Annotated in this window: 11 protein-coding genes, 4 tRNA genes and 1 pseudogene; all 16 read left to right on the plus strand. The window is 57.3% G+C overall.

What is annotated here, in order from left to right:
• Positions 1–8: 8 nt before the first annotated feature.
• A complete protein-coding gene (locus tag G485_RS0113225; RefSeq protein WP_027092954.1) occupies positions 9–2408 on the plus strand; it encodes a DUF4855 domain-containing protein in 2400 nt (799 codons plus the stop codon).
• A 17-nt stretch (positions 2409–2425) separates the two neighbouring features.
• Complete coding sequence (locus tag G485_RS0113230) at positions 2426–3127, plus strand: N-acetylmannosamine-6-phosphate 2-epimerase (RefSeq protein WP_027092955.1); 702 nt, start codon at positions 2426–2428, stop codon at positions 3125–3127.
• 28 nt (positions 3128–3155) lie between these two features.
• Positions 3156–4118, plus strand: coding sequence for an ROK family protein (locus tag G485_RS0113235; RefSeq protein WP_027092956.1), 963 nt, complete (start codon positions 3156–3158; stop codon positions 4116–4118).
• 495 nt (positions 4119–4613) lie between these two features.
• A tRNA-Gly gene (locus G485_RS0113240) sits at positions 4614–4688 on the plus strand.
• Between the two features lie 3 nt (positions 4689–4691).
• Positions 4692–4768, plus strand: a tRNA-Arg gene (locus G485_RS0113245).
• Positions 4769–4787: 19 nt separating this feature from the next.
• Positions 4788–4864, plus strand: a tRNA-Pro gene (locus G485_RS0113250).
• A 14-nt stretch (positions 4865–4878) separates the two neighbouring features.
• A tRNA-Gly gene (locus tag G485_RS0113255) sits at positions 4879–4952 on the plus strand.
• Between the two features lie 195 nt (positions 4953–5147).
• Entirely contained in the window at positions 5148–7940 is a 2793-nt protein-coding gene (gene ppc, locus G485_RS0113260) for a phosphoenolpyruvate carboxylase (RefSeq protein WP_027092957.1), read from the plus strand.
• A gap of 163 nt (positions 7941–8103) precedes the next feature.
• The gene (sigW, locus tag G485_RS0113265) at positions 8104–8661 is read left to right on the plus strand and encodes an RNA polymerase sigma factor SigW (protein WP_420805776.1); all 558 of its coding nucleotides are present in this window, start codon (positions 8104–8106) and stop codon (positions 8659–8661) included.
• Positions 8662–8767: 106 nt separating this feature from the next.
• Entirely contained in the window at positions 8768–9382 is a 615-nt protein-coding gene (locus G485_RS0113270) for a zf-HC2 domain-containing protein (RefSeq protein WP_027092959.1), read from the plus strand.
• Positions 9383–9559: 177 nt separating this feature from the next.
• Positions 9560–10393 (plus strand): diadenylate cyclase CdaA, encoded by an 834-nt coding sequence (cdaA, locus tag G485_RS0113275; protein ID WP_027092960.1) that lies wholly within the window; start codon positions 9560–9562, stop codon positions 10391–10393.
• Positions 10386–11765 (plus strand): CdaR family protein, encoded by a 1380-nt coding sequence (locus G485_RS26375; RefSeq protein WP_156922333.1) that lies wholly within the window; start codon positions 10386–10388, stop codon positions 11763–11765. Before cdaA ends, G485_RS26375 begins: the two co-directional genes overlap by 8 nt.
• A 52-nt stretch (positions 11766–11817) precedes the next feature.
• Entirely contained in the window at positions 11818–13158 is a 1341-nt protein-coding gene (gene glmM / locus G485_RS0113285) for a phosphoglucosamine mutase (RefSeq protein ID WP_027092961.1), read from the plus strand.
• Between the two features lie 557 nt (positions 13159–13715).
• Positions 13716–15548 carry a glutamine--fructose-6-phosphate transaminase (isomerizing) gene (gene glmS, locus G485_RS0113290; protein ID WP_027092962.1) on the plus strand — a complete coding sequence of 611 codons (1833 nt, stop codon included), beginning with the start codon at positions 13716–13718 and terminating at the stop codon, positions 15546–15548.
• 152 nt (positions 15549–15700) lie between these two features.
• Positions 15701–16105, plus strand: coding sequence for a helix-turn-helix domain-containing protein (locus tag G485_RS26380; RefSeq protein WP_051318252.1), 405 nt, complete (start codon positions 15701–15703; stop codon positions 16103–16105).
• A 170-nt stretch (positions 16106–16275) separates the two neighbouring features.
• Positions 16276–16488: pseudogene (locus G485_RS29110) on the plus strand (IS1380 family transposase); the annotation flags it as partial.

A 16488-nucleotide genomic window follows, 5' to 3' on the forward strand; every position in this document is an offset into this window, starting at 1 on the left:
GTTGTGTGATGAAAAGATGGATCGGCTTCTTGACGGCTCTCGTCATGCTGCTGGCCGCAAGCGGGCAAGCTGCGGCGGCCTATATTCCCCCCGGCGATGCGAAGGCGGACGGAGCGGAGAACATTTTGCTCGTTTACGCAGGTTATTATAATCCCGACAACTATGACGGGCAGCAGATCGGCGAATGGGATAAGGACAAGTTTTTGCCGTATGTGGGGCATTTGACCGAGCATGGAACGCCGGACGACTTTTTTTACGATACCTATTTGTTTCTCGGTCTCAAAACGCCGTTAGGCGGAGACCTCCATCGTTACTATACCTGGGTGACGGATTCTCATCCGGGCACGAAAGCAGACTGGCAGTGGGTGATGGACCGGATGTTCGAGAAGGACCGGCAGTTTGACGCGCTGAACCAAGCAGTGGAAACTGTTGGCAACCAGCTTCGCGATCCGGACAAACAGGTGAACGTGTATATGGTGCTTCCGTTCCCGGATTCCCAAAGCACCGAATTCGGCGACATCGACGGCGACGGCGCCGCCGACAGCTTGGCCAGCCTGGACAACCGCAACTTGGCCGTGAAATGGTACGTGGACCAGTTTATCGAGCGCTTCCGGGCGGCGAATTACGATCATCTTAAGTTAAGCGGCTTCTACTGGATGCAGGAAGACCTGGATACGTCGGTGCCCGGCGAACTCGACAATGTGCACTATGCGGTCCAGTACTTGCACGAGCAAGGCCTCAAGCTCGGTTGGATTCCGTGGTCGGGCGCGGGAATGAAAGGTCAGGGCAACTCGGCGGGCTTTGATTTTACGATTATTCAACCCAATCATTATATGAATCAAAACACGACGATCGACAGAATCCGGGATACGGCGCAATTGGCCGACAGCAGCGGGGAAGGGGTGGAGATCGAATTCACCTCGTCCGTATTGGACGATCCGTGGCACGAGCAGGCGCTGCGGAATTACTTGGCCGGAGGCGTCATGTACGGCTATATGAACGGCTCTCTTAAAGCCTATTATCAGGACGTCTATGCTTTATACGATTTGTATCACAGCGACAATCCGAAGGGCCGGGACATTTACGATGACGTTTATCGTTTTGCCAAAGGGCAGTATCAGCCTCCGACAGGAACGTTGACGGGGCGGGTCGTCGATCCGTCGGGGCAACCGATTCCGGATGCGGAGATAAGCGTAGACGGCCGGGAAGCGGCGAGCGATGCGAGCGGAAATTACCAAATTGCCGATTTGTACGCGGTTCAACATACATTCACCGTCCGCAAGGAAGGCTACCGCGATTTGACCGGGCAAGCTCAGATCGCACCGGGACAGACGACGCTCAAGGACTGGGTACTGGCTCCCGATCCGGTCGAGCAGCCGGACGACCCGAAGCTGACGATCGACGATTTCGAGGGAACGGCATTGAAGGCGACGGCGGATAATCCGGGCAAAGTATCGCTGAATACCGATCCGCAATTCGTGTCTTCCGGCTCGCAATCGTTGAAGGCCGACTATACCACGCAGTTCTCAAACTTCAGAGTCTATTTGACGGCGGGCTCCTCTTACGAACAGACCGATTGGAGCGGTTACGATTCCGTGACGGCGGATGTGTACAATCCTTCGGATCTTACGCAGTACGTGGACGCCGAATTTATGGACCAGGCGATGAAATGGTCGAGATCGTACAGCAAAACGTTTGAGCTCGCTCCTCATGCCTGGACGAAGATCAACGTGCCGATCAAGGACATGGATGGACCCAATTTCAATATTCACGACGTTCGCCGCATGTCGTTCAACCAAAAGCTGCAAGCTCCTTATCATCTGCCGAATACGCTGTATATCGATAACGTCCATCTGGTGAAATACAGCCATATCGAGCAGGCGCCGAACTATCGGATCGTGCTGCCGAACAGCCTCATGGACTTGGGCCAAAGCTTCGGTCTTCAAGTCGTGGATGCAAACGACTCCAATCGGCTTGTTCCCGCCGAGGACGTTCAATATTCGGTCAGCGATCCGAATGTGCTGAACGTCTCCGAAGACGGAACGTTAACCGCTCTCGCGCCGGGAGTTGCGATGGTTCGGGCCCGGGTACAAGGAATTGACGCGGAATCCGTGAAGATCGAAGTGTCGAGATGGACGAAGTTCGACTTGAAGCCTCAAGACTCACAGCTGCAGGTAGGGCAAGTCTCGCAAATAACGGCCGTAGCCAAATTCGAGAGCGGATTTACGGTTCCGTATCCGCCGGAGGATGTGACATGGAAGGTGAAGGGGGACGGCATTCAGGTGACGGAGCAAACCGGGGCTAAACTGTCTTTTCAAGTTGTCGCCAAAGGCGTCGTATGCGTGGAAGCGACCCTTCAGTTTAACGGAAAAACGATGACAAGCCGAACGAAGCTGCTTATTCAATAATCGGGAGATGTATGAGTATGAGACGCACATTTCAGAAGAGCGGGTTGATCGTATCGTGCCAGGCTCTTCCTGACGAGCCTCTGCATGGCGCGGAAATGATGAAGCGAATGGCCGTCGCCGCCGAGCAGGGGGGAGCGGTCGGCATTCGGGCGAACGGCACGCAGGATATCAGGGCGATTAAAGAAGCCGTCGAAGTGCCGGTCATCGGGATCATCAAACGGGACATCCCCGGTTCGGCTGTTTATATTACGCCCGAAATGGAAGATGTTCGCGCGATTCTGGAGGCGGGCGCGGATATCGTCGCTTTGGATATGACCGACCGCGAAGGCCGGTTAAGCAAAGTCAAGGAAATGATCGATTTCATTCATGCCGCCGGGGCGAAGGTCATGGCCGATATATCCGTATTGGAAGAAGGCATGGCTGCGGAGCGTCTTGGCTCCGATATCATTTCGACGACTCTATCGGGTTATACCCCGTACAGTCCTCGGCAGGCCGGGCCCGATCTGGAATTAGTCAAGAAGCTGACCGAGAAGGTTTCGGTACCCGTCGCGGCCGAAGGAAGAATATGGAGCGAGCGGGAAGCCGTACAGGCCATGCGGCTCGGAGCTTCCTACGTTGTAGTGGGCGCCGCCATTACCCGCCCGCATGTGATTACGAAACGATACGCGGAACGTATGGACGAGTGGCTGCGCAATAAGCCGAGAGCGGGGAATTGGTGAACGCTTGGTTGACTGCGGGAGGCGCAACATGACAAAGACACTGCCGGAACAAGCCGTCGGCGTTGACATTGGAGGCACGAAAATCCATATCGGCATTACGGATCGTTCCGGCAACGTAGCCGCCGAGCTTACCGTGCCGTCGTTGGGCATGGAGCGACGGGTGATCGGACAGGTGATTGCCGGCATCCGGAACGTGATGAAGTTGGCTGAAGACCGGGGAGAACCGCTCAATCTCCAAGGCATCGGCGTTGGGAGCGCCGGACAAATCGATTTTGCTTCGGGCACGGTGCATTATGCCAACGATTTGCTGCCGGGTTATACGGGAACGCCCATTCGGGAGCTGCTGGAACGCGAATTTTCATTGCCGGTATACGTGGATAATGATGTCAACGTTCTTGCGCTGGCCGAGAAGCGGTTCGGGTCCGGCCGGCATTCGAAGCACATGATTTGCATCGCCTTGGGGACCGGCGTCGGAGGAGCCCTCCTGTCGGAAGGGAAGTTAGTCCGCGGCGCATTCGGCGGGGCGGGCGAATTCGGGCACATGACCGTCGATTTTCGAGGACCGCGATGCATCTGCGGCAATTTGGGATGCCTGGAACTGTATGCGTCGGGAACCTCCATCGCGAGAAGAATGAACGAACGGTTGAAGATGAGGGAACGGGTCGGCGCAGATGCGCCGACGGTTCCCGATGCCAGAGAGGTTTTTGCCCGGTGGCGGCAAGGAGACGAGATAGCGGAGCAGGTTATCGACGAAGCGGTCGCTGCCTTAAGCTCGGCTATCGCCAGTCTCATTCATATCGTCAATCCCGATACCATCGTCATCGGCGGAGGCGTAGCGGAATCCGGCGAAGCTTTCTTCGCCAAAATCCGGAACGAAGTCAAGCGCAGAGCGATGCCTTCCATGTATCGGAACGTTCGAATTGAAGGCGCCAGCTCGGGAAGCCGGAGCGGAATGCTTGGAGCCGCGCAACAATTATGGGAGTATTCGTGACGGCAGATCGGATCAAGCCGTCCAGCTGAAATCCCGACAAGCCGAAAGGTGAGGCCAAGTTAAGCGTACGCCTTGAGTGCCGCTTTATTGCACGGCCGCACGCGCGAACCTGATCATCAATTTAGGCGCATAGCCTCTGGTTCCTGGCTTTCGTCTTTCGGCATCGGGTTGGCTGTCGTATACGGCTCCTTTCTTATTGGAATAAAAGATCCTTTTCCCGGGAAGGATGAAGAATTAGTGAGGAAAAGATTAGCAAGTTCGGATGCCGAACGGCTGCACGAAACATGAGGATACATGCGCTCGCTAAGCTTGTTCAAAAACGGTGTTTGTGAACAAAAAAAATTTGATTTGGGGGTTGAAATCGGGGGCGATACCTGATATTATAACACATGTCGCTAAAACGACCCGACGTAAATCGCCTCCGATTGACTCGTCAATCTAGGATCTGGCGGGCCGCCGTGGGGGGGCAAGTCCCTCGGCGTACCAAGTCGACATGCGGAAATAGCTCAGTGGTAGAGCATCTCGTTGCCAACGAGAAGGTCGCGGGTTCGAATCCCGTTTTCCGCTCCATATGCGCCCTTAGCTCAGCTGGATAGAGCGTTAGACTACGAATCTAAAGGCCGGGAGTTCGAATCTCTCAGGGCGCGCCAAGTCAGTTATGCGACACTACGGGACGTAGCTCAGCTTGGTAGAGCACCTGGTTTGGGACCAGGGGGTCGCATGTTCGAATCGTGTCGTCCCGACCAACATCGCGATATGCGCGGGTGTAGTTCAATGGTAGAACCTCAGCCTTCCAAGCTGATGGCGTGGGTTCGATTCCCATCACCCGCTCCAAACACAAACGACCGAGAAGCCTTCGTTCAGGGCTTCTTTTTTTATTTTGTCATCCGCGATAAGGCGGCCGTTTTCAATGGAGATGCCGGCGAAAGTCCCATAATATTTGAGGCGGGGGCAGATTTTCAGAACCTTTTGTAGTATGATATTCAGAAGGGTGTTCTGAGACAGAGAGCAACACGTGAGGTGAAAGAGATGACTGAATTGGCTACTGTGAGCCGTCCGTCCTCGAACCACCTGCTTCGCCGCGACGTCCGGTTTCTGGGCAACATTCTCGGGGAAGTATTGGTTCATCAAGGCGGACGCGAACTGCTTGAGCATGTCGAGAAGATCCGCGAGACCAGCAAAGCGCTGCGCGCGGATTTCGTTCCGGAGCTATACGACGAGTTTCTGAATGCGATCGGGCATCTGGAGCCGGAGATCCGGCACCAGGTCATCCGAGCTTTCGCTATTTATTTTCAATTGGTCAATATCGCCGAACAGAACCACCGCATCCGCCGCAAGCGCGATTACGAGCGTTCGGCCGGAGAAGCGGTGCAGCCGGGCTCGATCGAGAGCGCCATCCAGGACCTGAAGGAGAGCGGCACGCCGCTCGAGGAAGTGCAGGAGATGATCCGGACCATTTCCCTGGAGCTGGTCATGACCGCGCACCCGACCGAAGCGATGCGGCGCGCCGTGCTGGACATTCACAAGCGGATCGCCGATCAGATGATGGAGCTCGACAACCCGACGCTGACTTACCGCGAACGGGAGAAGCTGCGCGAACAGCTGTTGAACGAAGTGCTGACCTTGTGGCAGACGGACGAGCTTCGCGACCGCAAGCCGACGGTCATCGACGAAGTGCGCAACGGCATGTATTTCTTCAACGAGACGCTGTTCGACGTGCTTCCGGACGTGTACGAAGAGCTGGAGCGCTGCCTGGGCAAATATTATCCGGAGCACGATTGGCATGTGCCGACGTATTTGCGCTTCGGATCGTGGATCGGCGGCGACCGCGACGGCAACCCGTCCGTAACCGCCAGCGTCACCTGGCGCACGCTCAACATTCAGCGGGGCCTCGTGATCCATAAATATGAGACGTTGTTGAAATCGTTAATGCGGAAGATGAGCTTCAGCACGAGCATCGTCGAGGTGCATGAGGATTTGCTCCGCTCGATCGAGCGGGACCGCGCCGACGTGGAACTGAAGACGATCGAGCCTTGGACGAACGAGAAGGAGCCTTATCGCATCAAGCTGACGTACATGCTGCAGAAGCTGCAAAATATGCGCAACGAACAGTTCAAAGGAACGAAGCAAAGATACAACAGCGTTTCCGAATTTATTGCGGACCTTCGACTGATCGACCGCAGCTTGCGCCATCATTACGCCGATTTCGTGGCGGATACGCACTTGAAGAAGCTGATCCGGCAGGCGGAGCTGTTCGGCTTCCACCTTGCCACGCTTGACGTGCGTCAGCATAGCCAGGAACACGAGAACGCGATGACGGAAGTGCTGGCGAAGGCGGGCGTAACGGCCGATTACGCGGCGCTGTCGGAAGAGGAGAAGATCGAGCTGCTGCACGGTCTGCTCTCGGATTCCCGCCCGCTGCTGCACGAGAACGCCAATCTGACCGAAGGCACGAAGGAATGCCTCGATGTCTATCGCACCATTTACCGTGCCCAGCAGGAATTCGGCCGCGATTGCATCACGAGCTACCTGATCAGCATGACCCAAGGCGCCAGCGACATGCTGGAAGTGATGGTGTTCGCGAAGGAAGCGGGCCTGTTCCGCCGCGAGAGCGACGGCTCCATCGTCTGCACGCTGCAGTCGGTGCCGCTGTTCGAGACGATCGACGACCTTCACGCGGCCCCGGACATCATGAAGACGTTGTTCAATCTTCCGGTTTACCGCGAGACGGTGGCCGCGATGGGCAATCAGCACGAGATCATGCTAGGCTACTCCGACAGCAACAAGGACGGCGGCATGGTGACGGCGAACTGGGAGCTGCGCGTCGCGCTTAACGAGCTGACGAACATGGCCAAAGCCTACGGCATTCGCCTCAAGTTCTTCCACGGACGCGGCGGAGCGCTCGGACGCGGCGGCATGCCGCTGAACCGCAGCATTCTCGCGCAGCCTCCGCATACGATCGGCGCCGGCATCAAGATTACGGAGCAAGGCGAAGTGCTCACGTCGCGTTATTCGATGCAAGGCATCGCCTACCGCAGCCTGGAGCAAGCGACGAGCGCGCTGGTGAAAGCGGCGCATCTCGCTCGTCATCCGTCCAAGGAGAGCGAGGCGGAGGCGCGTTGGAACGAGATCATGCCGGGCATTTCCGAGACGGCTCAGACGAAGTATCAGGATTTGATTTTTCGCGATCCGGGCTTCATGACGTTCTTCAAGGAATCGACTCCGCTTGCCGAAGTCGGCGAGCTGAATATCGGTTCTCGCCCTTCGAAACGCAAGAACAGCGAGCGCTTCGAAGATCTGCGCGCGATTCCCTGGGTGTTCTCGTGGACGCAGAGCCGTTACCTGCTGCCGGCCTGGTACGCGGCGGGAACGGCGTTCAAGGAATACGTCGGCGGGGACGCTGCCAAGCTGGAGACGCTGCGCACGATGTATCGCGAGTACTCCTTCTTCACGACGCTGATCGACAATCTGCAGATGGCGCTGGCGAAGGCGGATCTGCTGATCGCGCGGAAGTACGCGGAGATGATCAAGGACGACGAGATCCGCAGCCGGATCTTCTCCCTGATCGAAGAGGAGTTCGCGCTCACCAAGGACATGATTCTGGCCATTACGGGGCAGGAAGAGATTCTGGACAACGTGCCGGTCATCCAGGAATCGATCCGGCTGCGCAACCCGTACGTCGATCCCCTCAGCTACCTGCAGGTGCAGCTTCTGTCGGAGCTGCGGGCGAAGCGGGCGAACGGCGAAGACGACGCGGTGCTGCTACGCGAAGTGCTGCTTACGATCAACGGCATTGCCGCCGGCTTGCGCAATACGGGCTGATACGGGGCCCCAGGCGAGCCGTCGAACCGGCGATTGAAGAGAGGCTGTCCCAGCGGTCTGGCGAAGACTGTGGGGCGGCTTCCTTGCATTTTGGCAGGGTGTCGATTACCATTATTCTAGGAGAATTTATGCGTTCGTTATCGGAGGAAGAATCTTGAAGCCAATAGAGACGCGGCTTGCGAGGTTAGCCCGGAAGGGAGACCAGCGGGCGTTCGCGGAGATCGTGGATTTATACAAGGATAAGCTGTTCCACCTCGCCTATCGGATGATGAACAACCGCCAGGAGGCCGAGGACGTCGTGCAGGAAAGCTTCCTGAGGGTGTACAAGCATTTGGACCGATACGACGAGAACCAGAAATTCTCCACTTGGATTTATCGGATCGCGACCAATTTGTGCATCGACAGGCTTCGCAAGCGGCGGCCGGTCTATTCGCTGGATGCGGAGAACGCCGATCACGAAGGCTTGGACGGATACGCGATGCTGCCCAACGACGATCGGACGCCGGAGAGCGAGATGCTGCTGTCGGAGACGCAGCAAATCATCCGCGACGCGATGGAGACTTTGCCCGCCAAATATAAATCGGTCATGGTCCTGCGCTATTTGCAAGACCTGTCCTTGCAGGAAATTTCCGAAGTGCTGGATATGCCGGTGACGACGGTGAAGACCCGGGTGCATCGGGGGCGCGAGTTTATGCGGAAGAAATTGGAGAACAAGCTTTGACCCATCGAGCCGCGCAAACTTGAAACCGCGACGATTTCGCAGCGTACATTATAGAAGCAATCGCTACGGAGTTAGACCTCCGATGTAGAAAGGGATGGCTTACCTTATGAAATGCAATGCCGCCATCGCATATATGCACGATTATTTGGACGGGGAGCTGCCTCAAGAGCAGAAGAAGATGCTGCAGCTTCATCTGGCCGAGTGTCCGGAATGCCGCGCGCGGCTGGAATCGCTCGAGAAGACGGACGCCTTCCTGCGCTCCGTTCCGAAGCCGGCGGGCGCTCCGGACTATATGACATACCGCATTATGAAGTCGCTGCCCAAGACGCGCAGTCCGAAGACCTGGACGACCTGGGTGCGCCGCCATCCGGCCCTGTCGGCGGCGGCGATGTTCCTCGTGGTGATGGTCTCGAGCTTCGTCGCCATGTGGAACCAGAGCCAGCAGTTGACCGTTCGCGGAGCCGACCTCGAGCATGTGGTCATCAAGGGCAATACGGTCATCGTGCCGGCCGGCGAGAAGGTTGCGGGCGACCTGACGATCGAGAACGGAGCGGCCCAGGTGCTCGGCGACGTGCAGGGCAACCTGACGATCATCGACGGCAACGTGACGCTCGCTTCCACCGCCCATATCGCCGGGAAGATCAAGACGATCGACCGTGCGGTCGATTGGGCCTGGTACAAAGTGACGTCCTGGTTCGACACACTCGCTTACGGTTCCTGAAGAGACCCTTCAGCCGCAGCTTGGCAGCTATTGGAGCCTCCCTGGGACTAGGGGAGGTTTTTTTGTCACCGTGACAGGATTTCGAGGCAGGAGTAGAGAAGTGAATAAAGATATATCCTAAGCGTAATCTGACAAGAATCGGGAAAACCGGTCGAGACGCCAAACGGGGGGTGCGTCTTGGAAGACTATTTTCAAACCTTGACCTGGAAGAGCGCCATTAAGGACGCCGCCGACATTTTGATCGTCAGTTATCTGATTTATAAATTGATCCAGCTTGTGCGCGGTACGCGAGCCGTGCAGCTGCTCAAGGGGATCTTCTTTATCATCATCACCTGGGCGATCAGCACCTGGCTAAATCTGTACACGCTGAAATGGCTCATGAACCAAATGTTCTCCTGGGGCGTCGTTACGATTGTCATCATTTTTCAGCCGGAGCTTCGACGGGCGCTGGAGCAGCTTGGGCGCGGCAATCTCTTCAGCCGAACGGTCGGCGATCAGGACGTCAGCCAGCAGATCAACGAAGTGATTAAGGCCGTTAATTACTTGGCCCGGCGCAAAATCGGAGCCCTTATCGTCTTCGAACGCAAGACGGGGCTTAACGAGTACATCGAGTCGGGGATCAAAATGGAATCGAGCATGAGCTCGGAGCTGCTCATTAACATTTTCATCCCGAATACGCCGCTTCACGACGGAGCGGTGATCGTGCGCGAAGCGCAGATCATGGCGGCCGGCTGTTATTTGCCGCTGTCGGAAAACCCGTTCATCAGCAAGGAGCTCGGAACCCGGCATCGCGCGGCGATCGGCATCAGCGAGGTTTGCGACGCGATCTCCGTCGTCGTCTCGGAGGAGACGGGACAAGTCTCCCTGGCCATGAACGGCCAGATCGTTCGCGACATCAACGAGGAGTCGCTCATCTCCAAGCTGTTCGAGGAGCTGCGCCCGAAGTCAAAGGCCGGCAGCAAAGACTGGGCGTTCTGGCGGAAGCGGAAGGCGGGTGACGGCCGTGGATAAATGGCTTAGCCACCCGACGGCGATGAAGCTGATCGCGCTCGTGCTCGGCATCATTCTGTGGGCGGTCGTCCATTTCGACGATACCCAGCCTTCGGCCACCGTCCCGTCGACGCTGGAGACGAAGACGATTAACTCTTTGAGGGTGCAAGCCTACGGACTGAACGAGCGCAGCTATGTGCTGGAAAGCGTCGAACCGCAATCGGTCAAGCTGGTCGTCAGAGGCACGAGGTCTGATTTGCTCAAGGCCTCAACGGACGATTACAGCGTTCGCGTCGATTTGAGCACCGTGACGGAAGGCGAGCATACGCTGAAATTGCAGGCGGAATTGCCGCGCGGGGTGGATCTTGTATCCATGACGCCGGATTCGGTTAAGGTGACCGTAGAAGAGCTTCAAACGAAGGAATTCGAAGTCGAAATTGCGACGAAAGGAACCCCGGCCCAAGGCTATAAGGCGGGGATTCCCGTCCTGCGGCCGAGCAACCGGGTGCACGTCACGCTTCCGTCCGGCGAGCTCGCCAAGGTGGAGCGGGTCGGCGGAACCGTCTCGGTCGAAGGAGCGAGCAAGACGATCAAGAGCAAGAGCGTCAGGCTCGCGGCCTATGACGCCGACGGGAACGTCATCGAAGGGGCTGTGCTCGACCCGGCGGTGCTGGAAGTCGATGTGCCGATCACGAATCCGTACAAGACCGTTCCGCTCCAGTTCAAGCTGCTCGGCCATATGCCGGCCGGCCTCAGCATCGCTTACTTCAAGCCGGATGCGGAGAAGGTGACGATTTACGGGCCGCAGGACGTCCTCGACAAGATCGAATTCGTCGAAGCGGATTTGCAACTGAACAACTTGACCAAGTCGGGCAGGGTCTCGATCAAGCTGCAGGGCTTGGATTCCGTCACGGAGTATTCGCCGGCGACGGTCAACGTGGATATCGAGGTCGTACTGTCGCAAACGCGTTCCATTCAAGGGCTGCCGGTGACGATCGAGGGCCTGGGAGAAGGCCTTCACGCGAAAATTACGGATCCCTCGACCGAGAAGGTCGACATTACCGTGCAAGGCGCTCCCGCCATGCTGGATACGCTCAAGCCGGGCGACGTCGACGTCGTCGCCGATTTGAGCGGGCGCGGGCCGGGGGTATACACGGTGCCGATCGTCGTCAACTCGCCGAGGTTCATCGATCAGGTGGGCGGCAATAAGACGATCACCGTGGAGATTACGAGCGACCAGCCGGCCTCCGCGTCGCCGGCGGAAGGCACCGGAGCTTCGGACGATTCGGCGGCGGCCGCTTCGGGGACTTCGGGTTCCGGTACCGGCGCCGATTCAGGCTCGGCGGGAGCCGAAGACGGCAGCCAAGAATCGCAACCGCCTGCCGAAGGTTGATTCCGATCGGCAGACCGGTTAGAAAGTGGATGAAGGAGAAGATACGGAAGCTATGGGTAAATATTTCGGAACAGACGGCGTTAGAGGCATTGCGAACAGGGAATTGACTCCGGAGCTGGCGTATAAAATCGGGCGTTGCGGCGGCGTGGTGCTCGCCGGACGCGCCGAGCGCCCCAAAGTCGTGATCGGGATGGATACGAGAATTTCGGGGCCGCTCTTGGAGAGCGCCCTCATTGCCGGCCTGCTCTCCATCGGAGCGGACGTCGTTCGCCTCGGTGTCGTGACGACGCCGGCGGTCGCCTATCTGACCCGGGCGCTGAAGGCGGACGCGGGCGTCATGATCTCGGCGTCGCACAATCCGGTTGACGATAACGGGATCAAGTTTTTCGGCGGCGACGGCTTCAAGCTGCTGGACGAGACGGAAGCGGAGATCGAGAAGCTGATGGATGCCGAAGAAGATACGCTTCCGCGTCCGGTCGGCGGGGCGATCGGCACGGTGACGACGGATTCCGAAGCGAAGCATCGGTATGTCGAGTTTCTGAAGACGACGGTGCGGCACTCCTTCTCGGGGCTGAAGATCGTCCTCGATTGCGCACACGGGGCGGCTTACGAGCTGGCTCCCGAGGTGTTCCGAGAGCTCGGCGCCGAAGTGATCGCTTATGGCGCGGATCCGAACGGCTTAAACATTAACGACGGCGTAGGCTCGACGCATCCCGAGATGCTGGCGGCGAAAGTGAAGGAGCATGGCGCGGATCTGGGCCTCGCTTTCGACGGCGACGCCGACCGGCTCATCGCCATCGACGAGAACGGCGAGGAGGTCGACGGCGACTTCGTGCTGTGCATTTGCGGAGACGCGATGAAGCGCGACGGCCGTCTGAAGCACGACACCATCGTGACGACCGTGATGAGCAATATCGGCTTTTTCAAGGCGGCGGAGAAGCTCGGACTGCGCACGGCACGCACGGCCGTCGGCGACCGCTACGTCATGGAAGAGATGGTGCGCGGCGGCTACAACCTGGGCGGCGAACAGTCGGGACACGTCATTTTCCTCGATTACAACACGACCGGGGACGGTATTCTGACCGGCTTGCAGCTTACGGATACGCTCATAGCCTCGGGGCGCAAGCTAAGCGAACTGAAACAAATTATGCGCAAATATCCGCAGGTGCTCGTCAACGTTCGCGTGGCGGATAAATCGCGCTATCCCGGCAACCAGGCGATTGCGGAAGCCGTTGCGACGGCCGAGAGCGCCTTGGGCGACAACGGCCGCGTACTCGTGCGTCCGTCGGGTACGGAAGCGCTCATCCGCGTCATGGCGGAAGGGCCGGACCGCGCGCAGATCGAGGAACATGTCGAGACGATCGCGAACGTCATTCGCAAGGAACTGGCCTGATTGCCGAACGTTGTCCAACCTCCGGGTCGAGAGACCGGGGGTTTTGTCATTCCCCGGGAAATTCGCAAGTCGCGGTTGCAAGGGGGGCTGAAAACGAATATGATAGGAAGTACATTCTAGAATGGAGAGGCAGGGCAGAGGGGAAACTAGAGCAACGAGAGCGCCAGAACTTGTCGGCCAAGGGGCGATGAAGTCGAAACGCGCTGCGGGGAGAGTCGAACCGGGACGGATGATAAGGTTCGGCTTCGCCCGCCCGCGGGACATCGGCTTTGGGATTTCGCGAATCGGCGGCAAGTTGACGAGGTGGAGGTGTTCGGAACGTTCGGCGGGGACCTCCCGGCCCGCATCGGGGCCGACAACCGGAAGACAAAACGCTCAGGGTGACCGGGCGGCCAATATTCCGGTACGATGCAGAGAAGGAAGAAGAAGCGGAAAGAGTCCGGCGGGCCGAACGAAGGCCGCTTGCGGACTTGTTAAGCATGGGACAGTTCACAGCATGCGGCTTGGTTTCGGACTCGTCGGGACGATGAGAATCCGAAACGGAGGTCTATTTCCATATGTGCGGAATCGTTGGTTATATTGGCAATCGGGAGTCTCAGCCCATTCTGATCGAAGGGCTCAAGAAGCTGGAGTACCGGGGGTACGACTCGGCGGGCATCGCCGTGTTCACCGAGCATGGCCTGGAGATCACGAAGACGGTCGGACGCCTCGCCAATCTGGAAGGACGCCTGTCGAGCGACCCGCTGCGCGGCACGGTGGGCATCGGCCACACCCGCTGGGCGACGCACGGCAAGCCGTCCGATGTGAATTCGCACCCGCACACGGACAACTCGCATAAATTTTCCGTCGTGCACAACGGCATTATCGAGAATTACTTGGAACTCAAGGAGGAGCTCGTTCAAGCGGGACATCGCTTCCTGTCGGAGACGGACACGGAAGTCATCTCGCACCTCATCTCGGTCGAGTACGAGGGCGATATCGTCAAGGCGGTGCAGAAGGCCGTCCGGAAAATGCGCGGAGCGTTCGCGCTCGCCGTGCTGACCGAGCATGAGCCGGACCGGCTGGTGGCGGTGCGGTATGCGAGCCCGCTCATCATCGGCGTCGGCGAAGGGGAGAAGTTCATCGCTTCGGACATCCCCGCCATTCTGGAGCATACGCGCGACATCTATATTTTGAACGACGGCGAGATGGCGGTGCTTACCCGCGACGGGGTCGAGCTCATGACGATCGAAGGCAACTTCATCTCCAAGGAGCTGTTCCATGTCGATTGGGATCTCATGACGGCCGAGAAGGGCGGCTTCGACCATTTCATGCTCAAAGAGATTCACGAGCAGCCGAAGGCTTACCGCGACACGATGCGCGGGCGCCTGAGCGAAGACGGCCGTTCGGTCGTCCTGAACGAGCTGAACGTGACGCCGGAGCAGCTTCGCGCCATCAACCGCGTCCATATCGTCGCTTGCGGAACGGCGCTGCACGCCGGCCTCGTCGGCAAGACGATCATCGAGCAGCTCGCCCGTATCCCGGTCGAGACGGACGTCGCGTCGGAGTACCGCTACCGCTCGCCGATCATTACGCCGGAGACGCTCGTCATCGTCGTCAGCCAATCCGGTGAGACGGCGGATACGCTGGCAGCCTTGCGCGAAGCGAAGCGCTGCGGAGCGCGCGTGCTCGCGATTACCAACGTCGTCGGCAGCTCGGTTGCCCGCGAAGCGGACGACGTCATCATCACGCTGGCGGGGCCGGAGATCGCCGTCGCATCGACGAAGGCATATACGTCCCAACTGATCGCGTTCTACCTGTTCGGGCTGTATTTGGCCCAAACGCTGGGCACACAGGATGAAGCCTTCGTGGCGAAAATGCTGGCGGCCATGCAGGCGCTGCCGGAGCAGGTGGAGAAGATTCTCGCGCAGGCCGAGACGATCAAGGAGCTGGCCGAGTCGATCTCGCATCACCGCAACCTGTTCTTCATCGGACGCGGCATCGACTACGCCGTGGCGCTGGAGGGCTCGCTCAAGCTGAAGGAGATCTCGTACATCCATTCCGAAGCGTATGCGGCAGGAGAGCTGAAGCATGGCACGCTCGCGCTCATCGAAGAAGGCGTGCCGGTGATCGCGCTTCTGACGCAGGAGGAGCTGTTCGAGAAGACGGTCAGCAACATCAAGGAGACGAAAGCGCGCGGCGCCCACGTGCTCGGCATCTTCAACGAAGGCCACGAAGCCGAAGTCGCCAAGTCGGTCGACCGCAAGTTCTCCATCCCGCGCACGCTTCCGCTGCTGACGCCGGCGCTGTCCGTCATCCCGCTGCAGCTGCTGTCGTATTACGCTTCGCTGGCGCTGGGCCACGACGTCGACAAGCCGCGCAACCTGGCGAAGAGCGTGACGGTGGAGTGAGGGAAGAGCTGCAAGGCGGTTAATTGTCCAGTGATAAAGATGTCGTGAACCAGTAAAAGATGTCGTGAACCAGTAAAAGATGTTGTGAACCAAAAAAAGATGTCATGAACCGATATGCAAGATGATTCAGCATCTAGAAGGGAGCCCGGGGAATGATTCGTGGCTCCCTTTTAATTTGTGTAGAAATAAATGTATACGGGATTTTACGATTGGTGGTGAAATTGTTGAGTGACATTGGCTATAGAATCAAATGTATCCGCAAAGAGAACAATTTAAACCAAATTCAGTTTGCAAAAAGTATAGGCATTTCTCAAGGAAACCTGAGTGAAATTGAAATGGGAAATAGTAATCCGTCTGCGGAAACATTAATATCTATTCGAACACAATATAATGTGAACATAAACTGGTTATTAACTGGTGTCGCTGCAGAAGATGGGACGACATATGAAGATCAGTTCGAGAAAAGGCTGATTGAAGTTTTTAGAAAACTTGATGATTATGACAAGAACGAAATAATTGAGTTTATACGAGTAAAAATAAATTTAAGATCAATATAGTTATTTAATGAAAATAAAGGATTTTCGCTTAGCTTAAGATAAGTCTCTTATTAACCTGAATCCGTGATAGTTCTTCTGTGAAAAAGAAGAAAAAGAAAGGAAATCGCATCTCCGATGGTGAATTTTAAAGGAACCATGAATGATCCACTTTCACCTGCGAGGTGCTACATATGAGAATCCAATTCACCCAATCTAAGGAAATTCTGTTGACTACGCATGCTGGCCTGGCCACCGTCGGCGCCTTGCTTTCCCATACCCGATTGCCGCAGCGTCTCAATCGCTCCACCGTGAAAGGAATGGAGAACCCGATTCACAGTCATGGCGATGTCATGACCAGCTATCTTGGCTTGCTTTGCCAAGGCAAAAGCGACTTCGACCACATC

It is taken from the genome of Cohnella thermotolerans DSM 17683 (genome assembly GCF_000429825.1).
Classification (GTDB): Bacteria; Bacillota; Bacilli; order Paenibacillales; family Paenibacillaceae; genus Cohnella; species Cohnella thermotolerans.